A 17,814-nucleotide genomic window follows, 5' to 3' on the forward strand; every position below is an offset into this window, starting at 1 on the left:
TCCATAAGGTAATAATATACAAAACTTATGAGAAAACATGAATATATATTCCGGTTGATTTTGAATAATATACAAATAATTTCGGTTTGCTTAGTTTTTTCTATTATTTTATTATTTTTCATCTTTTATCTTGACAGATTAGCTTTATTTCAATATAATAATATGAGTCAAAAAAAGAGTAGGAGGTGTAAGCATGAAGAGAACTTATCAACCAAATAGAAGAAAGAGATCTAAAGATCACGGCTTTAGAAAAAGAATGTCAAGCCCAGGCGGAAGAAGAGTACTTAAAGCTAGAAGAAGAAAAAACAGAAAAAGATTATCTGCTTAGGCTAGAAGAATTATATATAGATTAAGAAGAGGGCCTTTTTTAAGGCTCTTGTTTATATGATTTAGCCTTTTTCTAGAAGATTTAAGAAGTATTTAATGGAAAAAAGAATTAGTTTAAGAAAAGACACAGACTTTCAAAGAGTATACAGAAAAAACCAAGCTTTCTATAATAGGGATTTTACAATTCTTATTAAAAAAAATAACCTTGACCATCCTAGGTTTGGCTTTACTATTAGTAAAAAGCTAGGCAAGGCTAACGTGAGAAACTCACTTAAAAGAAAGCTTAGAGACATAGTTAGGTTAAATTATGCGACCCTTAACAAGGTGGATATCGTAATCATACCTAAAAAACATACGACAGATTTTACTTATGATGAATTAAAAAAATCTTTGGGTCATGTTCTTAGTAAGGCTTTTAAAAAGAAGATGATTTTTTATGTTAAATAAAATGTTCATTAGTATAATAAAGTTTTATCAAAGATTTATTTCTCCACAATTAGGATATGCAAAGTGCAAGTACTATCCAACTTGTTCTCAATATGCCCTAGAGGCCTTTAGCAAGTATGGATTTTTCAAGGCATTTTATATGTCTTTGTGGAGAATTTTACGATGTAATCCATTTTCTAAGGGTGGATATGACCCTGTAGATTAGTACCTACAGATTAATAATAGATGGAGTTTATATGTTAAATTTTATAGCCAGTATTTTAGGCAAGCTTATGAGGTGGACTTATGAGAGTCTATCGGCAAATTTTACAGAGCCTACAAATATTAGTTTTTATGCCATAGCGATAATATTGATGACCTTGCTTGTAAGTCTTATGATCATACCAATGACCGTAAGTCAACAAAAACAAGCAGAAAGAACCAAAATTTTCAAGCCAAAAATGGAAGAAATTAAAAAGAAATATGGCTATGACCAACAAATCATGCAACAGAAAATGCAACAACTTTATAAGGAAGAGGGAGTTACTCCTGGTCTTTCAGGTTGTCTAGTAATGATTATTCAAGTTTTAGTTCTTTTTGGACTATTCAGAATGATGAATAACACAACTAAGTATGTTTTCCCAGAAGGACTTGATAATATAAGAACAAATTTTTATTGGGTTCCAAATCTATTGGTTAAAGATCCACTTTGGTTTGGTCTTCCACTTCTAACAAGTTTATCACAGTTTGCAGTACAACTTTTTTCAATGAAAACTAACCCACAAATGCAACAAGGTGGTGCTATGGGAAGCATGAACAACATGTTTTTGGTTATGCCTTTGATGTATTTCTTCTTATTTAGAGGACTACCAGCAGGTTTGCCATTATATTACACCCTAAGTTCTGTGTTTAGACTTGTAATCATGGTGATTATGCATTTTTATATGATAGCTAAAAAAGGGGATCAAGAAAATGAAAAAGTCAATAATTAAGAGTGCCAAGACAAGACAGGCGGCTATAGAGCTAGCTCTTAACGAGATTGGAAAAACTAGGGACGAAGTAGAAGTTGAAATCTTGGAAGAAGAATCTAGTGGATTTTTAGGAATAATTGGCAGCAGAGATGCTGTGGTTAAGGTAAGCTATGAAGAAGATATCAAAGAGGCTCTATCAAACCTAGAAAAAGAAATAGAAAACACAGAGTCTTTTGTAGGTCAATTAGATGATGAAGATATAAATTATATTGAGGTTGAAGAAGCAAAAGAAGAAGTTGAAGAACCTGTCGAAGATGAAAATTTACATGAGGCAGAGGAAAGCCAAGATGAAGGTAAAGATGAGGCCTTAGAGAAAACTATAGATTATGGCAAGGCCAAACAAAAAGCTGATATCGACAAGTTTTATGAAGCAAAAGACCTCCTAGAAAACATTCTAAAGGCTATGCACTTTGATAATGTAAGTGTTATAGGAAATCTTGAAGATAATATAATTAAGCTTGATGCAAAAGTGGATGAAAGAGATACAGGAATAGCAATCGGCAAGAATGGTTCAACTCTCGAGGCAATTGAGATGATTGTAAGAAAAGCAATCGACTCAAGAAGAAGCAACGTCAGACTTAATATTGATATAAATAACTACAAAAAACGTAGGGATGAAAAGATAGTTGACCTTGCGGCAGACACAGCAAACAAGGTATACAAGAGCAAAAAATCATGGAATTTAAGATATATGAATTCCTATGAAAGAAGGCTTGCTCATGAGGAAATATCCAAACATAAAAATGTTACTAGCCACTCAGAAGGCGTTGAACCTAGAAGATATGTGGTTGTAGACTATATAGAAGAATAAATAAAGAGCTTGTGAATTGCCACAAGCTTTTTTGATGCAAATCTTTATTGAGATTATAAAAAACACCTCCAAGAGGAGGTGTTTCATGTGAAACTATATTTCTATATGCTTACCTAATTTATTGTAAGCTTTTTTCATTTCACTATCATCATCAAATTTTCCATGACTTGCTGAGTGAACCTTGACAGGTTCCATAGTAAGTCTAGCTACGTTGTAGGCGTGGTCTCCGATTCTTTCCATGGTTGATAGGATGTCGTTAAAGACGTATGAAGCTATGCTTGTCATATCCTCGCCATTGGCAAGTCTCTTGTAGTGAGCCTTTCTTAGGGTTGTTTCCATCATATCAAGGGAAGCTTCATCTTCACTAAGTTTTGAAAATAGAGCTTGATCTTTGGCGTCAAAGACTTCAATAGCTCCAACAAAGTTGTTTATCACCAAGTTGTAGATATCTTCAAGATCAGCTAGAGCTTCCTTGTTGTAGCTTGCTCCTGATTCATAAATTTCTTCGTAATATTCTCCTAGGTTTTGGGCGAGATCTGAAATTCTTTCTACATTGATTTGAATTTGTAGGTAGTTTTGAACTTCTGCTTCAAGTTCAGATGAACCGGAGCCTTGGGCTATAGCCAAGAGATAGGCTTGGATCTTTGTGTCCATATCATTTACTATAGATTCAGCTTGGTTGGCTGTTTCAAGAAACTTTTTATCTTTTTCTAAGAGGTAGGATTTGGTTTGCTTGATTGTTTCAAGGGCAACCTTAGATTCTTTATGGATAGCAGTTCTTATTTGATCAAGGGCTGCTGCAGGAAAGGCTTCAATGAGCCTATCATCAAGTTCTATATTCCCAAGATCAGAAAATATTGAGTCTTTTCCTGGAATTATCTTTCTTAGCATTCTAGCTACATATTTAATTATTGGTAAGAATATTACCATTCCTACGAAGTTAAAGATAAAGTGCCCAACTGCTATAGTCATCAATTTGTTTGTTCCAAGTCCTGTGGCAATAGTCCTTACTAGGCTTTCATAAGGTCCTAGGAAGATAACGAATATCAAGGATATTATAATGTTAAAGAGGACGTGAAAAGTTGAAGTTCTCTTAGCAGAAAGAGATCCACCTATAGATGCGAGTACTGCTGTAATACAAGTTCCTATATTAGCTCCAAACATAAGTCCAAGAGCAACATTTAATTCGATTGCACCAGATGCATAGAGCGATTGGGTGATACCTATGAAGGCGGATGATGATTGGATTAGGGCAGTAAGTCCTGCACCTATTAGTACGGCAAAGATTGGTGTTTGTGCCATATTTGCAACAACCTTGTCAAAACCGTCTATGTTTTTAAGTTCTGCAAGAGAGCCTCCCATCATCTCTAATCCTATGAAAAGTAGGCCAAAACCTACTAAGATTTCTCCGATATATTTGTTTTTCCTTTTAGATGCAAACATTGTTAGTACAACACCTATAAGAGCTATAAAATATGATAAGTATCCTAGGTTAAAACCGATTAATATAGATGTAACAGTTGTACCAATGTTTGCTCCCATAATTACCCCTATAGCTTGTTCGAGGCTCATTACTCCAGCTCTAACAAAGCTTATGGCTATAACTGTGGTTGCTGATGAAGATTGGATAAGTCCTGTTATAACTACACCAACCAACACTCCCATAATCGGGTTGGAAGTGTATTTCTCTACATATCCCCTAAGCTTAGGGCCTGCGAAGTTTGTTAGGGCATCTCCCATTAGGGAAATTCCAAACAAGAATATGGCAAGACCTCCAGCAATTAGGTTCCATTGCAGAGAGCCTAATGATTGTAGTTGCATAATCCCTCCAAATTTTTTTGATTACTACATCTAATATATCATAATTATTAAAATACACCAATTTTTTTCTATAAAATTTGCATAGAAATTAATTATCATTATCTTGTTAAATATTGACAAATAAATATTTTCTACTATAATTCTTATGTTACAAACCACTAGTCAAAGTAGTGAATATACTAAGGAGTAAACATGGAAGAAAGAACGATTGCTGCGATATCTACTCCATCCGGTACTGGTGGGATTTCCATTGTCAGGATGAGTGGTAGCAAGGCATATGAAATCATCAATAAAATATTTAAACCAATAGTAGGCAGTGCTATTGATAAGGAAAGGGACAATAGGAGGATGCGTTATGGAAACATCGTCAATCCTGATGGACAAATCATAGATGAGGTTATGGTTTGTTTTATGAAAGGTCCTTATACCTATACAAGAGAAGATATTTGTGAGATTAACTGCCACGGATCCTTTGTTTCTGTCAAAAAAATTCTTAATCTTCTACTGGATAAAGGATGTGATTTGGCGGAAGCTGGTGAGTTTACCAAAAGAGCTTTTCTCAATGGAAGAATTGACCTTTCCCAAGCTGAATCGGTTCTTGATATAATCAATGCAACTAATGAACTAAGCCAGAAAGAAGGAATCAATCAGTTAAATGGAGCTTTGGGGGAGAAGATTAATTCCATAAGAAAAGAGCTACTAGAGGCCTTATCTAGGCTTGAGTATTCCATAAATTTTACAGAAGATGGGCAAGACCTTTCTCCAGATGAGATTATCAAGTTCATGGAGGAGGCAAAAATTGCTATAGATAAACTCTTGAAGACTTCAAACAAGGGGAAAATCCTTAGAGATGGAATAAATACAAGTATAATTGGTAAGCCTAATGTAGGGAAGTCGTCTTTGCTTAATAAGCTTTTAAATGAAAATCGTGCAATAGTAACTGATATACCTGGTACAACAAGAGATTTGATTACAGAGTATATCTCCTTTGGAGATTTTACTCTAAAGATTAATGATACAGCTGGGATTAGAGATACAGAAGATCTTGTAGAAAAGATTGGAGTTGATAAGTCCATAGAGCTAGTTGATCAATCTGATTTAATTATTGCTATTTTTGACTCATCTAGGGATTTTGATCATGAGGATGAGAAAATCATTTCTTTAATAGAAGAAAAAAATGCCATAATAATTTTAAATAAGGGCGATTTAAGTCCTAAGTTTGATGAGTCAAAATTTTCTATAGATAAACCTATCATCAAAACCTCTATGGTCAACGAAGAAGGAATTGATAGGCTAGAAGAAACAATAACTGAAATGTTCAATACCAAGGATTTGAAAAGAGAATCAGTGCTTATAACCAATACTCGTCATGAAAGATTGCTTAGTCAGGCAGGAAAGAAGCTTTCTGAGTCACTGAGAGATATCAAGCGAGGAATTCCTCTTGATGCTTGCGAGGTTGACCTGAGGGGAGCCTATGACGATTTGGGTCTAATAATTGGTGAAGCTGTTTCTGATGAGATAATGGATAAAGTATTTAAGGAGTTTTGCGTTGGAAAATAAATATAAGGCAGGAACCTATGACGTTGTAGTAGTAGGAGCAGGACATGCAGGATGTGAGGCAGCCCTTGCATCAGCTAGGTTGGGTCTTAAAACTTTGGTTCTTACAACAAGTCTTGAATCAATAGCGGATATGCCATGTAATCCCAACATTGGAGGTACGGGCAAGGGACACATAGTTAGAGAAATTGACGCCTTGGGTGGAGAAATGGCTATCAATATAGATAAGACCTTTATCCAATCCAGGATGTTAAATACAAGTAAGGGACCTGCGGTTCATTCCCTTCGTGTGCAAGCAGATAAGAGACTTTACCACGAAGAGATGAAAAAAACCTTGGAAGCTGAGGTTGACCTTTTTCAACAAGAGGTAGACAAGATAAATTATGAAAATGGGAAAATTATTTCATGTGAAACAGTGCAAGGGGCGATCTATGAAACGAAGGCTATAATAATTTGCACAGGAACTTATCTTAATGGAAAAATTCTTATTGGAGACTATGAAAAAGTTTCTGGACCTCATGGTCTGTCAGCCGCAACATTTCTTTCATCTTGCTTAGAAGAAATGGGTTTTAAATTGAGAAGGTTTAAAACAGGAACACCAGCAAGGGTTCACAGAAAATCTCTACACCTTGAAAAAACCGAAGTTCAAAAGGGAGATAAGGAAGTAATTCCTTTTTCCTTTATAAACGAGGGCAAAGATTTTTCTAATAGGCACCAAGAGGATTGCTATCTAACATATACTAGAGAAGAAACCAAGGAAATAATCATGAATAACCTTGACAGGTCCCCAATTTATGGGGGTCATATCAAGGGAGTTGGTCCAAGGTATTGTCCTTCTATAGAAGATAAGATGGTTAGATTTCCAGATAGGGATATCCATCAAGTATTTATAGAGCCAGAAAGCTTATCAACTGATGAAATGTATGTGCAAGGAGTTTCATCTTCTCTTCCCCAAGAAGTTCAATTTGAATTTTATAAGACAATTATCGGTCTTGAAGATGTAAAGATAATGAGACCAGCTTATGCAATTGAATACGACATGATTGATACTAGAAACTTATACAGAACTTTGGAGTCTAAGGATTACGATGGATTATACTTTGCGGGTCAAATAAATGGCTCGAGCGGATATGAAGAAGCTGCTGGTCAAGGGCTTATGGCTGGTATAAATGCCGCATTAAAGATTAAAGGTAAGGAGCCCCTCATCCTAGATAGGTCAGATGCCTATATAGGAGTTTTGATAGATGATCTTGTAACAGAGGGAACAGAAGAGCCTTATAGGATGATGACCTCAAGATGTGAGTATAGACTAACTATGCGTCAAGATAATGCTGACCAGAGGTTAACTCAAAAAGGCTATGATATCGGTCTTGTAAGTGAAGAGAGATATCAGAAGATGAAAGAAAAAAGAAGAGCTATTGATGAGGAAATAATGAGATTAAAAACAGTAGTTCTCACCCCAAAAGAAGAAATAAATAGAAAACTCGAAAGTTTGGGTACAATGCCTCTCAAAAACGGCCTATCCCTATATGACCTTCTAAAAAGACCAGAACTTGATTATGAAAAGCTAGCAATTTTGGATCCAGACAGACCAAGCCTGCCAAAATTCCAACAAATTCAAGCACAAACAGAAATTAAGTATGAAGGATATATCAAAAAACAAATGGCTGATATAGATAAGTTCAAGAAGCTTGAGGCAAGGATTTTACCAAAGAATTTTGACTATTCAAAGATATTCGGTCTAAAGAAGGAATCAGCAGAAAAGCTTAATAAGATCCAACCAGAAACTCTAGGTCAGGCTTCAAGAATTTCAGGAGTATCACCTGCAGACATAAATGTATTGTTGATTAGATTAAAGACTGGAGAATTGGATGGATAAGGCCTACAAAATTTATATGGACTACCTCCTAGAGGTCAATAGGCACACAAACCTCACTGCAATCACAGATCCAGAGGAAATAGAAACTAAACACTTTAAAGATTCTCTTACAGTTCTTGACTATATTAAAGAAGGAGATAGGGTTTTGGATCTAGGAGCTGGAGCAGGTTTTCCTGGAATACCACTCAGAATAGAAAAAGACTTTGACCTAACCCTAATTGACTCAGTTAACAAAAAAGTAACTTTCATGAATGAAGTTATAGAAAAACTTGGACTTACAAAGGCAAGAGCTATTCATACTAGGGCAGAAGATTTTGCCAAGGATGAAAGAGAAAAATTCGATGTGGTAGTTTCAAGAGCTGTTGCGAATATGTCTACCCTCGCAGAGTATTGCTTACCTTTCCTCAAGGTAGGTGGTTTATTCATAGCCTTAAAGGGACCAAAAGCTCAAGAAGAACTTACTAGGGCAAAAAATGCTATAGAAGTCTTAGGTGGAGAAGTGATAGAAGTCCAAGAACTGGATTTAGACGGAAATGATAGGGTAAATATTGTTATAAAAAAAGTTAGAAATACTAAAAAGAAATACCCAAGGGGGAAAAACCTACCTAAAAAAGATCCCCTATAATGTTTCGCGTGAAACAGGAGATATAATGATAAGAAAGACAATTAAGATAGTAAGCTGTTTTTTACTAATAAATATTTTATTTGACCTAGCAGTCGGAAGTGGCCTAGCTGTCTTGTTGGCATACTTTTTTTCTGGGACCTATAACTTAAATCTGTACTTAATCATATTAAATCAGCTATTTAAGCTCGGTTTACTAGTTGTTTTTTTAAAGTATAGGGGGAAAGCTTACAGAGAAAAATATGGCAAGGTATATATAAAGACTAGGAATTTAAGGCCTGATTCCTATAAGATTTTTATAATAGGCTTAGGGGTTGCAGGCTTTGGAAATATCCTTCTTTCGTTATTTTTGAAAGTTTTTGAAAATAATAGCTATATAAGAGAAACCCTTCAAAATCTTGAAGAAATCCTTTCATATAATACAAGATTCGAATACGCTCTCCTCTTTATAAGTGTTGTGGTTCTTGCACCAATATTAGAAGAAATACTCTTTAGAGGGATATTGTTTTCGGAGACAAAAAAATATCTCGGCAAAAAATCAGCAATTGTAATAAATGGCTTAGCCTTTGCCATCTACCATATGAATTTGATTCAAGGGATTAATACTTTCTTTATGGGGATGGTTTTAGCTTATATATATTATTACAGAAAAAGTATAAAAGAAGTGATTTTGGTACACATGCTTAATAATTTAATGGCAATGGTTATGGAGACTAATTATTATTTGGCACTTGCTATGGGGATTGTGTGTTTCTTTGCGATATTTTTGGGTCTAAAATTTCTGCTGGAATTTAGACTTACCAAAGATTAAAATTAAAACTTGTGAGAAGATGATTTTTTCACAAGTTTTTTTGTAATATTTTTCATGATTTGTGTTATACTATTTTAAGGAGTGTGATATGCAAGCTTTAATTATATCAATAGGAACAGAAATTCTTTTAGGAAATATAACAGATACAAATTCCCAATATTTGGCAAATCACTTAAAAGAACTAGGACTTAATGTTTATAAGATGATTACTGTCGGAGACAATCACGATAGATTAAGAGAAGTATTAGAACAAGCTGACGGTGCTTATGACTATATATTTATGACAGGTGGTTTAGGACCTACTGAAGATGATATTAGTAAGGAAGTCGCTATAGAAGTTTGTGGTCTTGAAGATGAAGTTGAAGTTGATGGAAATTCTTTAGGAATGATTAGGAATTATTTTGAAAATAATAAAAGGGCAGTAGAGATTAATAAGAAACAAGCAATATTTCCAAAATCTGCCCATATCCTAAAAAATCCTAAGGGAACTGCCCCAGGCTGTATTCTAACATCAAAAAAGTCGACAAAGTTCATTCTATTACCTGGTCCTCCTCACGAGATGACCTATATGTTTGAAAGAGAAGTTAGTAAGATTCTGGTTAAGGATGCGATTATTAAATCTGTTACTGCAAAAACTGCCTTACTAGGAGAATGGGATATGGCAAGTAGGGTAGATCTAACTAGCACAAACCCAACCATTAGCCCCTATGTAACAGATTATGGCTGTATTTTAAGAATAACAGCGAGAGCTACCACGAACCAAGAAGTCGATGACCTATTAAGTCAAGGGATGACTAAGGTTAAAAATTCACTTGGCAAGTACCTGATAACCTTTGAGGATAAGAGAAAAGAGGAAATTTTAATTGATCTTTTGAGGGCAAGAGGTGAGTATATTTCATGTGCAGAGTCCTTCACAGGAGGATTGATTGCAAGTTCAATAGTTGATATACCAGGGGCAAGTCATGTGCTAAAAGAAGCTTACATAACCTATGCCAATGAGAGCAAAGAAAAAATACTAGGAGTTTCACATGAAACAATTTCTAAGTATGATGTGGTGAGTAAGGAAGTTTTAAAGGAGATGCTTGATGGTTTGTATAGAAAAACAGATACAGACTTAGCATTGGCGACAACTGGTTATGCTGATATTGGCCATGTATTCGTTGGCATTCTATACAAGGGAAAGTATTTGCTTAAAGAATTCCAATTCAATGGCGATAGAAATAGGGTAAGATTGAGAGCGAAAAACAGGGCTATTGACTTAGCTATTATGTTTATGAGAGGTGACTATGATAATTTCGATATTTAACCAAAAGGGTGGAGTAGGAAAAACAACGAGCGTTGTAAATCTCGCAGTAGCCCTTAAAAGACTAGATAAAAAAGTCTTGGTGATTGATATGGATCCCCAAGCTAATACTACAACTGGACTAGGGGTTGATAAGTATGAAGGCAAGTCTGTTTATGATTTATTCTATGAAGTAGATAATAACTTTACTAATCAAGAAAACCCAGATGAACTTGGAGATAAAATAGAGGAACAGGAAGATACTGAAGAAAAAAAAGAAGATGTCACAGAAGAAAAGAAAGATGAAGTAGACTTAGGTGAAAAAATCAAGGACTATATTACAGAAACAGAGTCTGGAGTTGATTTAATAAAGTCAGAATCATCCCTTTCAGGGCTTGAGGTTGAACTTGTAAGTCTCGATCCCATAGAAAGATGCAAGGTCTTAAAGAAGATAGTGGAGAAAATCACTAGTGTTTATGATTTCATCTTTATTGATTGTCCACCAAGTTTGGGTCTTTTGTCAATTAATGCCTTGGTAGCGAGTGATTCTATCATAATACCAATTCAAACTGAGTATTATGCCCTAGAAGGGGTAAGTGAACTTATGAAAACTTACGAACTAGTTAAAGAATCGCTTAATACAAACTTAGAAATAGAGGGAGTTTTATTGACAATGTTTGACAAGGGGGCAAGTCTTTCCTACGAGGTTGTCGAAGAAGTTAAGGCTTACTTCAAAGGTCAGGTTTTTAAGACGATGATTCCAAGAAATGTTCGATTAGCAGAAGCTCCTTCTTATGGAAAGTCGGTTATTGAATATGAGGAAAATTCTAAGGGAGCTAGAGCATATGAAATGCTAGCTCAAGAAATTATTGATAGGTAGGTTATAAATGACAGGAAGAAAAACTTTGGGAAAGGGGCTATCGGCGCTGATTCCAACAAGTACAGATAAACCAGTCAATGGAGAAGAAGTTAAAAGTGTTGCTATTAATTTGATAGACCCAAGAAATGATCAACCAAGAAAAACTTTCGACCAAGAATCGATAGAGAGTCTTTCCCAGTCAATCAAGGAGTATGGTCTACTAAACCCAATAGTGTTAACTCCGAATGGTGAAAGGTATGAAATCCTTGCAGGAGAAAGAAGGTTCAGAGCAAGCAAACATCTGGGACTTGATAAAATAGATGCTATAATAAGGCAATATTCCAAAAAGGATGTAGATATCCTATCACTTATAGAAAATATCCAAAGAGAGGATTTAAGTCCAATAGAAGAGGCCAAGGCCTACAAAAAGCTTATAGATGATTTTTCTATGACCCAAGATGAAATCGCAAAAACAATGGCAAAGTCTAGGTCCTATATAGCAAATACAATCAGACTTTTAAATTTAAGCAAAGAAGAGCTAGAGGCTCTTGAAAACAAAAAAATAACATCATCTCAAGCTAGGACTCTTCTTTCTATAAAGGAAGATGATGAAAGAAAGCAAGCCCTTGATGGTTTTATAAATAAGGAACTTAATATAAGGCAAGCTGAAAAAATCACAAGGAAAAATACCAAAAAGAAAAAAAGTGGTCTAAGTGATATAGATAAAATTCTATTAGAGGACTATGAAGAAAAGTTTATGGATAAGGTGGGGTCTAAGGTTAAAATTGACAAGACAGGCTCAACTTACAAATTAATTATAGATTGTTTTACAGTTGAAGATATAGAAAACATATATTGGAGACTAAAAGATGAAAATAATTGATATGGAGGTTACAAGGCTCCTTAAAGAAACTAGAAAGCCTACAGCAAATCCTGGTGGTGGAGCGGTTGTGATACTTATAGGTGCTCTTGCAGTCAACCTAATAAGGATGATGGATAGAGTTTCACATGAAACATTGGATGTTATTTCTCAGAGGTTGGAAGAGTTGATCCAAGAAGATGTTGATGTAACAAATGATCTCCTAAGAGCTTATAAGCAAGGGGTTGCTGATGAAGAAATATTTTTAAAAGCTGCAGACCCTCAGATAGAATTGGTGGATTTGTGCATTAAGGCACTTGAGCAAATAAGTGAAATTATTGAAAAAGGCAGGAAAGAGACCTTATCTGATGGGATAATAGCAAATAACCTGCTCCTAGAGATTATAAAGGATGCTATGCCTACCATAGAAGTAAATCTTATTAATACATCAAAAGAATATGATTATGAAGGGAAGGTCAGCTTAGCTAGCCAACTACACCTCAAAAATACACAAATAATAGAAAGAAGGAAACAGGTATGAAGGTTGTTTATATCATATTAGTAATTTTTGCTATTTTAATAATTGTTGAATACGCACTTCTTAAATCAATGAATAACAAGATTAGAAGACAAAAACAAAGGTACGACCATCTCCTAAGGGGCAATAATCAAGACCTAAATTTAGAGGAAGTTTTAGCATCAATAAATGACCAGTTAGAAAAGTCTAGCAAGGAGATTAGGACTATCGACCAAAGGGCTATTGATGCTAAGGATACAACTATGGGAGCCATAAGCAATATAGCAATCGTTCATTTCGATGCCTTTGAAGGTCAGACAAATGGCTTATCATTTAGCTTGTGTCTTTTGGATAATTTCCACAATGGGATAATTTTAACCAACCTTTATGCAAACGAAGGCTCAACAATATATGCTAAGGAAATTGTAAATGGTTCTTCAGAAAAAGACCTGTCAATAAGCGAGTTAGAAGCGTTAAATAAAGCAAAAGGTTAATAAAATAACTAAGCTTAACTTTGAAAATTATTGGGTATAATATTAGTATAGATAAATGTCCACAAGGAGGATTAAATGCCAAAAGGTATATTAGAAAATGCGAGAAATAAAATAGCAGGAAAGAATCTGAAGATTGTACTTCCAGAAGGAAGTGATGCCAGAGTTCTAGCTGCTGCGCTAAGACATAAAGAAGAAGGACTTCTAACTCCAATTGTTTTGGGAGATCAAGGAGAAATTCAAAAAACAGCTAATAGGGAAGGCCTAAAATTAGGAGACCTAAAAATAATAAATCCACAATATTCAGAATACTTCGATGAACTTGTAGAAAAATTCGTTGAAGCTAGACGTGGAAAGACTAGCAGAGAAGAAGCAGAATTCCTACTAAAGACTAATGTAAACTACTTCGGTGTTATGCTAGTTAAGGCTGGATATGCTGATGGTATGGTATCAGGTGCCGTACACACCACTGGAGATACAATTAGACCAGCCCTACAAATTATAAGAACTAAACCAGGTGTTAATAGGGTTTCAGGAGTTATGGTAATGATAGGCCCTGATGGCAACCAATTAGTATTTGCAGATACAGCTGTAAATATCACCCTAGAATCTGATGAACTTGCAGAAGTTGCAGTAGAAACTGCTAAGAGTGCTCAATCTTTTGGTATGGATCCTTATGTAGCACTACTTTCCTTCTCAACTCACGGTTCTGCTCACCACGATCTTGCAACCAAAGTTGCTAAGGCAAAGGTTAGAGCATTGGAATTAGACCCTAACCTAAAGGTTGAAGGAGAAATCCAATTTGACGCAGCGATTGACCCAATTACTGCTAAACAAAAAGCGCCAGAGTCTAAAGTAGCTGGAAAATGTAATGTATTTATTTTCCCAGACCTCCAAGCAGGAAACATTGGCTACAAAATAGCTCAAAGACTTGGTGGCTATAAGGCTTTAGGACCAATCCTTCAAGGCTTGAATGCACCAGTTAACGACCTTTCAAGAGGTTGTACAAAGGAAGATGTTTACGAAATAGCTATAATAACAGCTTCACAAGCATTGAACTAGAAATAAATATGAAAGAGACAGTCTTAGGATTGCCTCTTTTTCTATAACAAAAAATGAGGTGATTAATATTTTTTTGATGAAGTTAAAAACAACGCTAAGGCAGTTGTCCCAATAGCAATTCTTGTTCTTATCCTCAATTTCTTTGTAGGGGTGGATATGTCTATTTCAAGAATCGGAACTATCATGGGGGAGTTTCTGGGTAGGTTTAAGTCAATTATTTCTGTAATTGTGTTTGGAGTTTTTATAGGTTTTGTAATTTCAATTGCAGAGCCAGACCTCTTGATTCTTGCCAATGAATTAACAAGTGCAGTAGGACTCTCGGCACAAGTGATTGTTATGATAATATCCTTGGGTGTTGGAATTATGATTTCTATGGGCCTTTACAGGATATTTAAGGAAATAAAAATATCTAATTTCATGTTTGCAGTATATGCCCTTGTATTCATTCTAATGATATTCGCAGAAGATATTGGTCATGCCATAGCCTTTGACGCATCTGGAGCGACAACTGGGGCTATGACAACTCCATTTATTATAGCTCTTGGCCTTGGAGTTGCCTCCCTTAAAGGGGACTTATCCGATGATGATTCTTTCGAACTTGTAGGAATCGCATCGGCAGGTCCAATTCTTGCTGGACTTTTGATGAGTATGCCAATAAATCCTAGCAAGGTTGAGATTGTAGAAGCTAGCCATAGCCATGCTCTGATTTCTGGATTAACAAATGCAAGTTTCGCTATAGTTCCAATCACCTTGGTATTTTTTGTAATGAACTTTCTATTTTTTAAATTATCTAAGGAAAAATTAAAAGAAATATCTATAGGATTAATATATACTTATGTGGGACTAATCATATTTCTAAGTTCAGTTGAGGGTGGCTTTATGGAGCTTGCAAGAGTTATGGGAGATGCCCTAAGAGAATCTAAATTTTTACCTATAATTGGTTTTGTTTTGGGTCTTTTGGTGGTGTTGGCAGAACCAGCAGTTGCTGTTTTATCAGAACAAGTTGAGGATGTTACAGGTGGTTCAATCCCAAGAAAACTAATCCTAAGAGCCCTATCCATAGGAGTAGCCTTTGCAGTTATGCTCGCTATCTTTAGAATAAAAATAGAAGACTTTGCTCTTTGGATGGTTATAGTACCAGGATTTCTAATTTCTCTTATTCTATCAAGAAAAGTTCCACAAATTTTTGTGGGCATAGCTTTCGATTCTGGTGGAGTTGCCTCAGGACCAATGACTGCAACCTTTATCCTAGCCTTTTGTTAAGGGGTTGCAGGAAATGTGGCTGATGGTTTTGGAGTAATAGCCTTTGTAGCCATGATGCCAGTAATAACGATAATGATTTTAGTAAGTCTTTACAAGGGGAGGAGTTAAAGCAATATATAAGAATAATCTTGCCGAGAGGAAAGGGGAGCGACTTTATGAAGCTCCTAAAAGACCACGGAGCCTACGCAATATCCTGTTTTTATGGAGAAGGGTAAGCTCCAAGCGAAATTTTGGCAAGACTTCATATAGATAAGAGAAAAAAAGAGATTGTAATGGCTCTTTTTGATAGGAGCTAACACTTATATTATTTGACAAAATTAAGGAAAAACTTGCGGGTGTAAACACAGGAATTGCCTTTGCTACATCCCTAGACAGAAAGGATTATTCAATGGACTATGTTTGCATGTATGTAATAGTTGATAGGCATCTTGGACAAAGAGCCATTCATATAGCCCAAGCCAATGGAGCTTTTGGGGCAACTCTAATCCATGGAAGAGGATCAGCAGAAAATGTGAAATCTCCAATATTTTTGAATATGAATATTGAGCCTGAAAAAGATATAGTAATAATGTTAATAAAAAAAGAACTTGAAGATACTATAAAGGGTAAAATATATGAAGAGATGGAATTAGTCAAGGAGGGTAAGGGAATAATCTATACCCTTCCAGTTAGTGAAGTTTCTGGATTAGTAGAACAAAATAAGTAGGAGATATTATGAAAAAATTAAACTCAAACGAATTTAGACAAGAAGTAGAAAATGGTAAGGGTCTTGCCCTAGTGGATTTCTCAGCAACTTGGTGTGGACCATGCAAGATGCAAGGACCAATCCTAGAAGAACTTTCAGGAGAAGTTAATTATCAAATATTTAATATAGATGTTGATGAATCTCAAGATATAGCTAGTCAATATAATGTAAATGCTGTTCCTTCCCTAATGATTTTTAAGGATGGCGTCCTAAAAGATACCCTAGTAGGTTTTCATTCAAGAGAAGCCTTAGAAGAAAAAATGGCGAAATTCAAATAATGAGATATGATCTAGCAATAATCGGCGCAGGTCCAGCAGGGCTTAGCGCCGCTTTAAATGCAAAAATTAGAAACAAGTCGGTAATAATTTTTGGGGAAGATTCAAAGGCTTTGGTCAAATCAAGGTCAATAAAAAACTACCTAGGTTTTACTGATATTAGTGGCAAAGACCTTAATGAAAAATTTAAGACAAGTTTAAGAAGCTATGATGTAAAATATTCTAAGGAGCGAGTTCAAACTGTCTATGCTATGGGAGATTATTTTGCTCTAAGCCTTAAAAATAATGAAATGGTCGAAGCGAGTGCAGTAATTGTCGCCACCGGCATAGACTTAAAGAAAGATTTGGTCAATGAAGAAAAGTTTTTCGCCAAGGGCGTAAACTATTGCGCTACCTGTGATGCAGCCCTTTATAGGGGCAAGGAAGTTGTTGTACTTGGCTATAATGAAGAAAGCATAGAAGAAGCTAATTTTACAGCAGAAATCGTAGAAAAACTAACCTTTGTGAATATGTATAAGAAGGGGATCAAATTAAATCCTTGCATAGAAGTTATAGAAGGTGAAATTCCTTATGGCTTTGTCGGTGAAACTAGAGCCGAGTCTTTAGAATTTAAGTCGGGTAAAAAAATACAGGCTGATGGTTTTTTTATCATAAAAGATTCGTCAAAACCTCAAAGGCTCGTTCCGTCAGTTAAGATTTCCGATAACCACATAGAAGTAGATGCTAAAATGGCGACCAATATAAGGGGGCTTTATGCAGCAGGAGATATAACAGGTCTACCTTACCAACTTATGAAGGCAGTTGGCCAGGGGCAAATTGCAAGCCTTAATGCAGTAAGGTATATTACAAAAATAAAGTCAAAATAAAAATCATAGGGATAGCTGGTCTAAGCTACTAAGAACTATACAAAAATTCTTATAACTTTTGGAAAAGTAATCTATATAGGCGTTGTTTTCCAAAAGATTAGATAAATAAGGAGTATATTTTTCTCTTTATATGTTCAAAGAGGGAAAAGTTTTTGGGATTGGTGAATTGACCATATATCGGTGAGAAAGTACTATAGTTAAGTCTTACTTATCAATAAAGTTAAAATATGTAGGAAATATATGTAAAACATATTTAACTTTTATTGAAAAAATTTAACTTATATGTAAGATAATAATATAGTATATTCTA

General features: G+C 35.2%; 19 protein-coding genes and 1 pseudogene. 19 read left to right on the forward strand and 1 reads right to left on the reverse strand.

The genetic code is table 11. The features are described 5' to 3' along the window. Positions 1-193: 193 nt before the first annotated feature. From rpmH to jag, 5 genes are all read left to right on the forward strand, one after another. Positions 194-328 carry a 50S ribosomal protein L34 gene (gene rpmH / locus Q0W95_RS02805; RefSeq protein ID WP_004836563.1) on the forward strand — a complete coding sequence of 45 codons (135 nt, stop codon included), beginning with the start codon at positions 194-196 and terminating at the stop codon, positions 326-328. 95 nt (positions 329-423) lie between these two features. Continuing rightward, positions 424-774: a ribonuclease P protein component gene (gene rnpA, locus Q0W95_RS02810; RefSeq protein ID WP_297789779.1), complete on the forward strand. Its 351-nt coding sequence runs from the start codon at positions 424-426 to the stop codon at positions 772-774. Beyond that, the gene (yidD, locus tag Q0W95_RS02815) at positions 764-979 is read left to right on the forward strand and encodes a membrane protein insertion efficiency factor YidD (protein ID WP_297789782.1); all 216 of its coding nucleotides are present in this window, start codon (positions 764-766) and stop codon (positions 977-979) included. Before rnpA ends, yidD begins: the two co-directional genes overlap by 11 nt. A gap of 31 nt (positions 980-1,010) precedes the next feature. Then, positions 1,011-1,745 (forward strand): YidC/Oxa1 family membrane protein insertase, encoded by a 735-nt coding sequence (locus tag Q0W95_RS02820; RefSeq protein WP_297789785.1) that lies wholly within the window; start codon positions 1,011-1,013, stop codon positions 1,743-1,745. Next, positions 1,726-2,595, forward strand: coding sequence for an RNA-binding cell elongation regulator Jag/EloR (gene jag, locus Q0W95_RS02825; RefSeq protein ID WP_297789788.1), 870 nt, complete (start codon positions 1,726-1,728; stop codon positions 2,593-2,595). The genes Q0W95_RS02820 and jag overlap by 20 nt, the downstream gene beginning before the upstream one ends. A 93-nt stretch (positions 2,596-2,688) precedes the next feature. Here the strand turns inward: jag and Q0W95_RS02830 are convergent, their stop codons facing one another. After that, a complete protein-coding gene (locus tag Q0W95_RS02830; RefSeq protein ID WP_297789792.1) occupies positions 2,689-4,416 on the reverse strand; it encodes a Na/Pi cotransporter family protein in 1,728 nt (575 codons plus the stop codon). A 192-nt stretch (positions 4,417-4,608) separates the two neighbouring features. Between Q0W95_RS02830 and mnmE the strand changes: the two genes are divergently transcribed. From mnmE to Q0W95_RS02900, 14 genes and pseudogenes are all read left to right on the forward strand, one after another. Then, positions 4,609-5,976, forward strand: coding sequence for a tRNA uridine-5-carboxymethylaminomethyl(34) synthesis GTPase MnmE (gene mnmE, locus Q0W95_RS02835; RefSeq protein ID WP_297789796.1), 1,368 nt, complete (start codon positions 4,609-4,611; stop codon positions 5,974-5,976). Next, the gene (gene mnmG / locus Q0W95_RS02840; protein WP_297789799.1) at positions 5,966-7,852 is read left to right on the forward strand and encodes a tRNA uridine-5-carboxymethylaminomethyl(34) synthesis enzyme MnmG; all 1,887 of its coding nucleotides are present in this window, start codon (positions 5,966-5,968) and stop codon (positions 7,850-7,852) included. Before mnmE ends, mnmG begins: the two co-directional genes overlap by 11 nt. Beyond that, positions 7,845-8,477: a 16S rRNA (guanine(527)-N(7))-methyltransferase RsmG gene (gene rsmG, locus Q0W95_RS02845; RefSeq protein ID WP_297789802.1), complete on the forward strand. Its 633-nt coding sequence runs from the start codon at positions 7,845-7,847 to the stop codon at positions 8,475-8,477. The genes mnmG and rsmG overlap by 8 nt, the downstream gene beginning before the upstream one ends. Before the next feature lie 25 nt (positions 8,478-8,502). Beyond that, complete coding sequence (locus Q0W95_RS02850) at positions 8,503-9,285, forward strand: type II CAAX endopeptidase family protein (protein WP_297789805.1); 783 nt, start codon at positions 8,503-8,505, stop codon at positions 9,283-9,285. Between the two features lie 88 nt (positions 9,286-9,373). Further along, positions 9,374-10,591, forward strand: coding sequence for a CinA family nicotinamide mononucleotide deamidase-related protein (locus Q0W95_RS02855; RefSeq protein ID WP_297789807.1), 1,218 nt, complete (start codon positions 9,374-9,376; stop codon positions 10,589-10,591). Further along, complete coding sequence (locus Q0W95_RS02860) at positions 10,572-11,447, forward strand: ParA family protein (protein WP_297789808.1); 876 nt, start codon at positions 10,572-10,574, stop codon at positions 11,445-11,447. Before Q0W95_RS02855 ends, Q0W95_RS02860 begins: the two co-directional genes overlap by 20 nt. A gap of 7 nt (positions 11,448-11,454) precedes the next feature. Next, positions 11,455-12,309: a ParB/RepB/Spo0J family partition protein gene (locus Q0W95_RS02865; protein ID WP_297789809.1), complete on the forward strand. Its 855-nt coding sequence runs from the start codon at positions 11,455-11,457 to the stop codon at positions 12,307-12,309. Continuing rightward, a complete protein-coding gene (locus tag Q0W95_RS02870; RefSeq protein ID WP_297789810.1) occupies positions 12,296-12,826 on the forward strand; it encodes a cyclodeaminase/cyclohydrolase family protein in 531 nt (176 codons plus the stop codon). Before Q0W95_RS02865 ends, Q0W95_RS02870 begins: the two co-directional genes overlap by 14 nt. Next, complete coding sequence (locus Q0W95_RS02875) at positions 12,823-13,296, forward strand: DUF4446 family protein (protein WP_297789811.1); 474 nt, start codon at positions 12,823-12,825, stop codon at positions 13,294-13,296. Before Q0W95_RS02870 ends, Q0W95_RS02875 begins: the two co-directional genes overlap by 4 nt. A gap of 75 nt (positions 13,297-13,371) precedes the next feature. Beyond that, positions 13,372-14,355 (forward strand): phosphate acetyltransferase, encoded by a 984-nt coding sequence (pta, locus tag Q0W95_RS02880; protein WP_297789812.1) that lies wholly within the window; start codon positions 13,372-13,374, stop codon positions 14,353-14,355. 156 nt (positions 14,356-14,511) lie between these two features. Further along, positions 14,512-15,726: pseudogene (locus tag Q0W95_RS02885) on the forward strand (DUF1538 family protein). A gap of 280 nt (positions 15,727-16,006) precedes the next feature. Then, positions 16,007-16,324, forward strand: a complete 318-nt coding sequence (locus Q0W95_RS02890) for a transcriptional regulator (protein WP_297789813.1) — start codon at positions 16,007-16,009, stop codon at positions 16,322-16,324. An 8-nt stretch (positions 16,325-16,332) separates the two neighbouring features. After that, on the forward strand, positions 16,333-16,641 hold the full coding sequence (gene trxA, locus Q0W95_RS02895; RefSeq protein WP_297789814.1) for a thioredoxin: 309 nt from the start codon (positions 16,333-16,335) through the stop codon (positions 16,639-16,641). Then, positions 16,641-17,504: an NAD(P)/FAD-dependent oxidoreductase gene (locus tag Q0W95_RS02900; protein WP_297789815.1), complete on the forward strand. Its 864-nt coding sequence runs from the start codon at positions 16,641-16,643 to the stop codon at positions 17,502-17,504. The genes trxA and Q0W95_RS02900 overlap by 1 nt, the downstream gene beginning before the upstream one ends. Positions 17,505-17,814 lie beyond the last annotated feature (310 nt).

Origin of the sequence: uncultured Anaerococcus sp. (genome assembly GCF_947253225.1) — a bacterium.
Lineage (GTDB): Bacteria > Bacillota > Clostridia > Tissierellales > Peptoniphilaceae > Anaerococcus.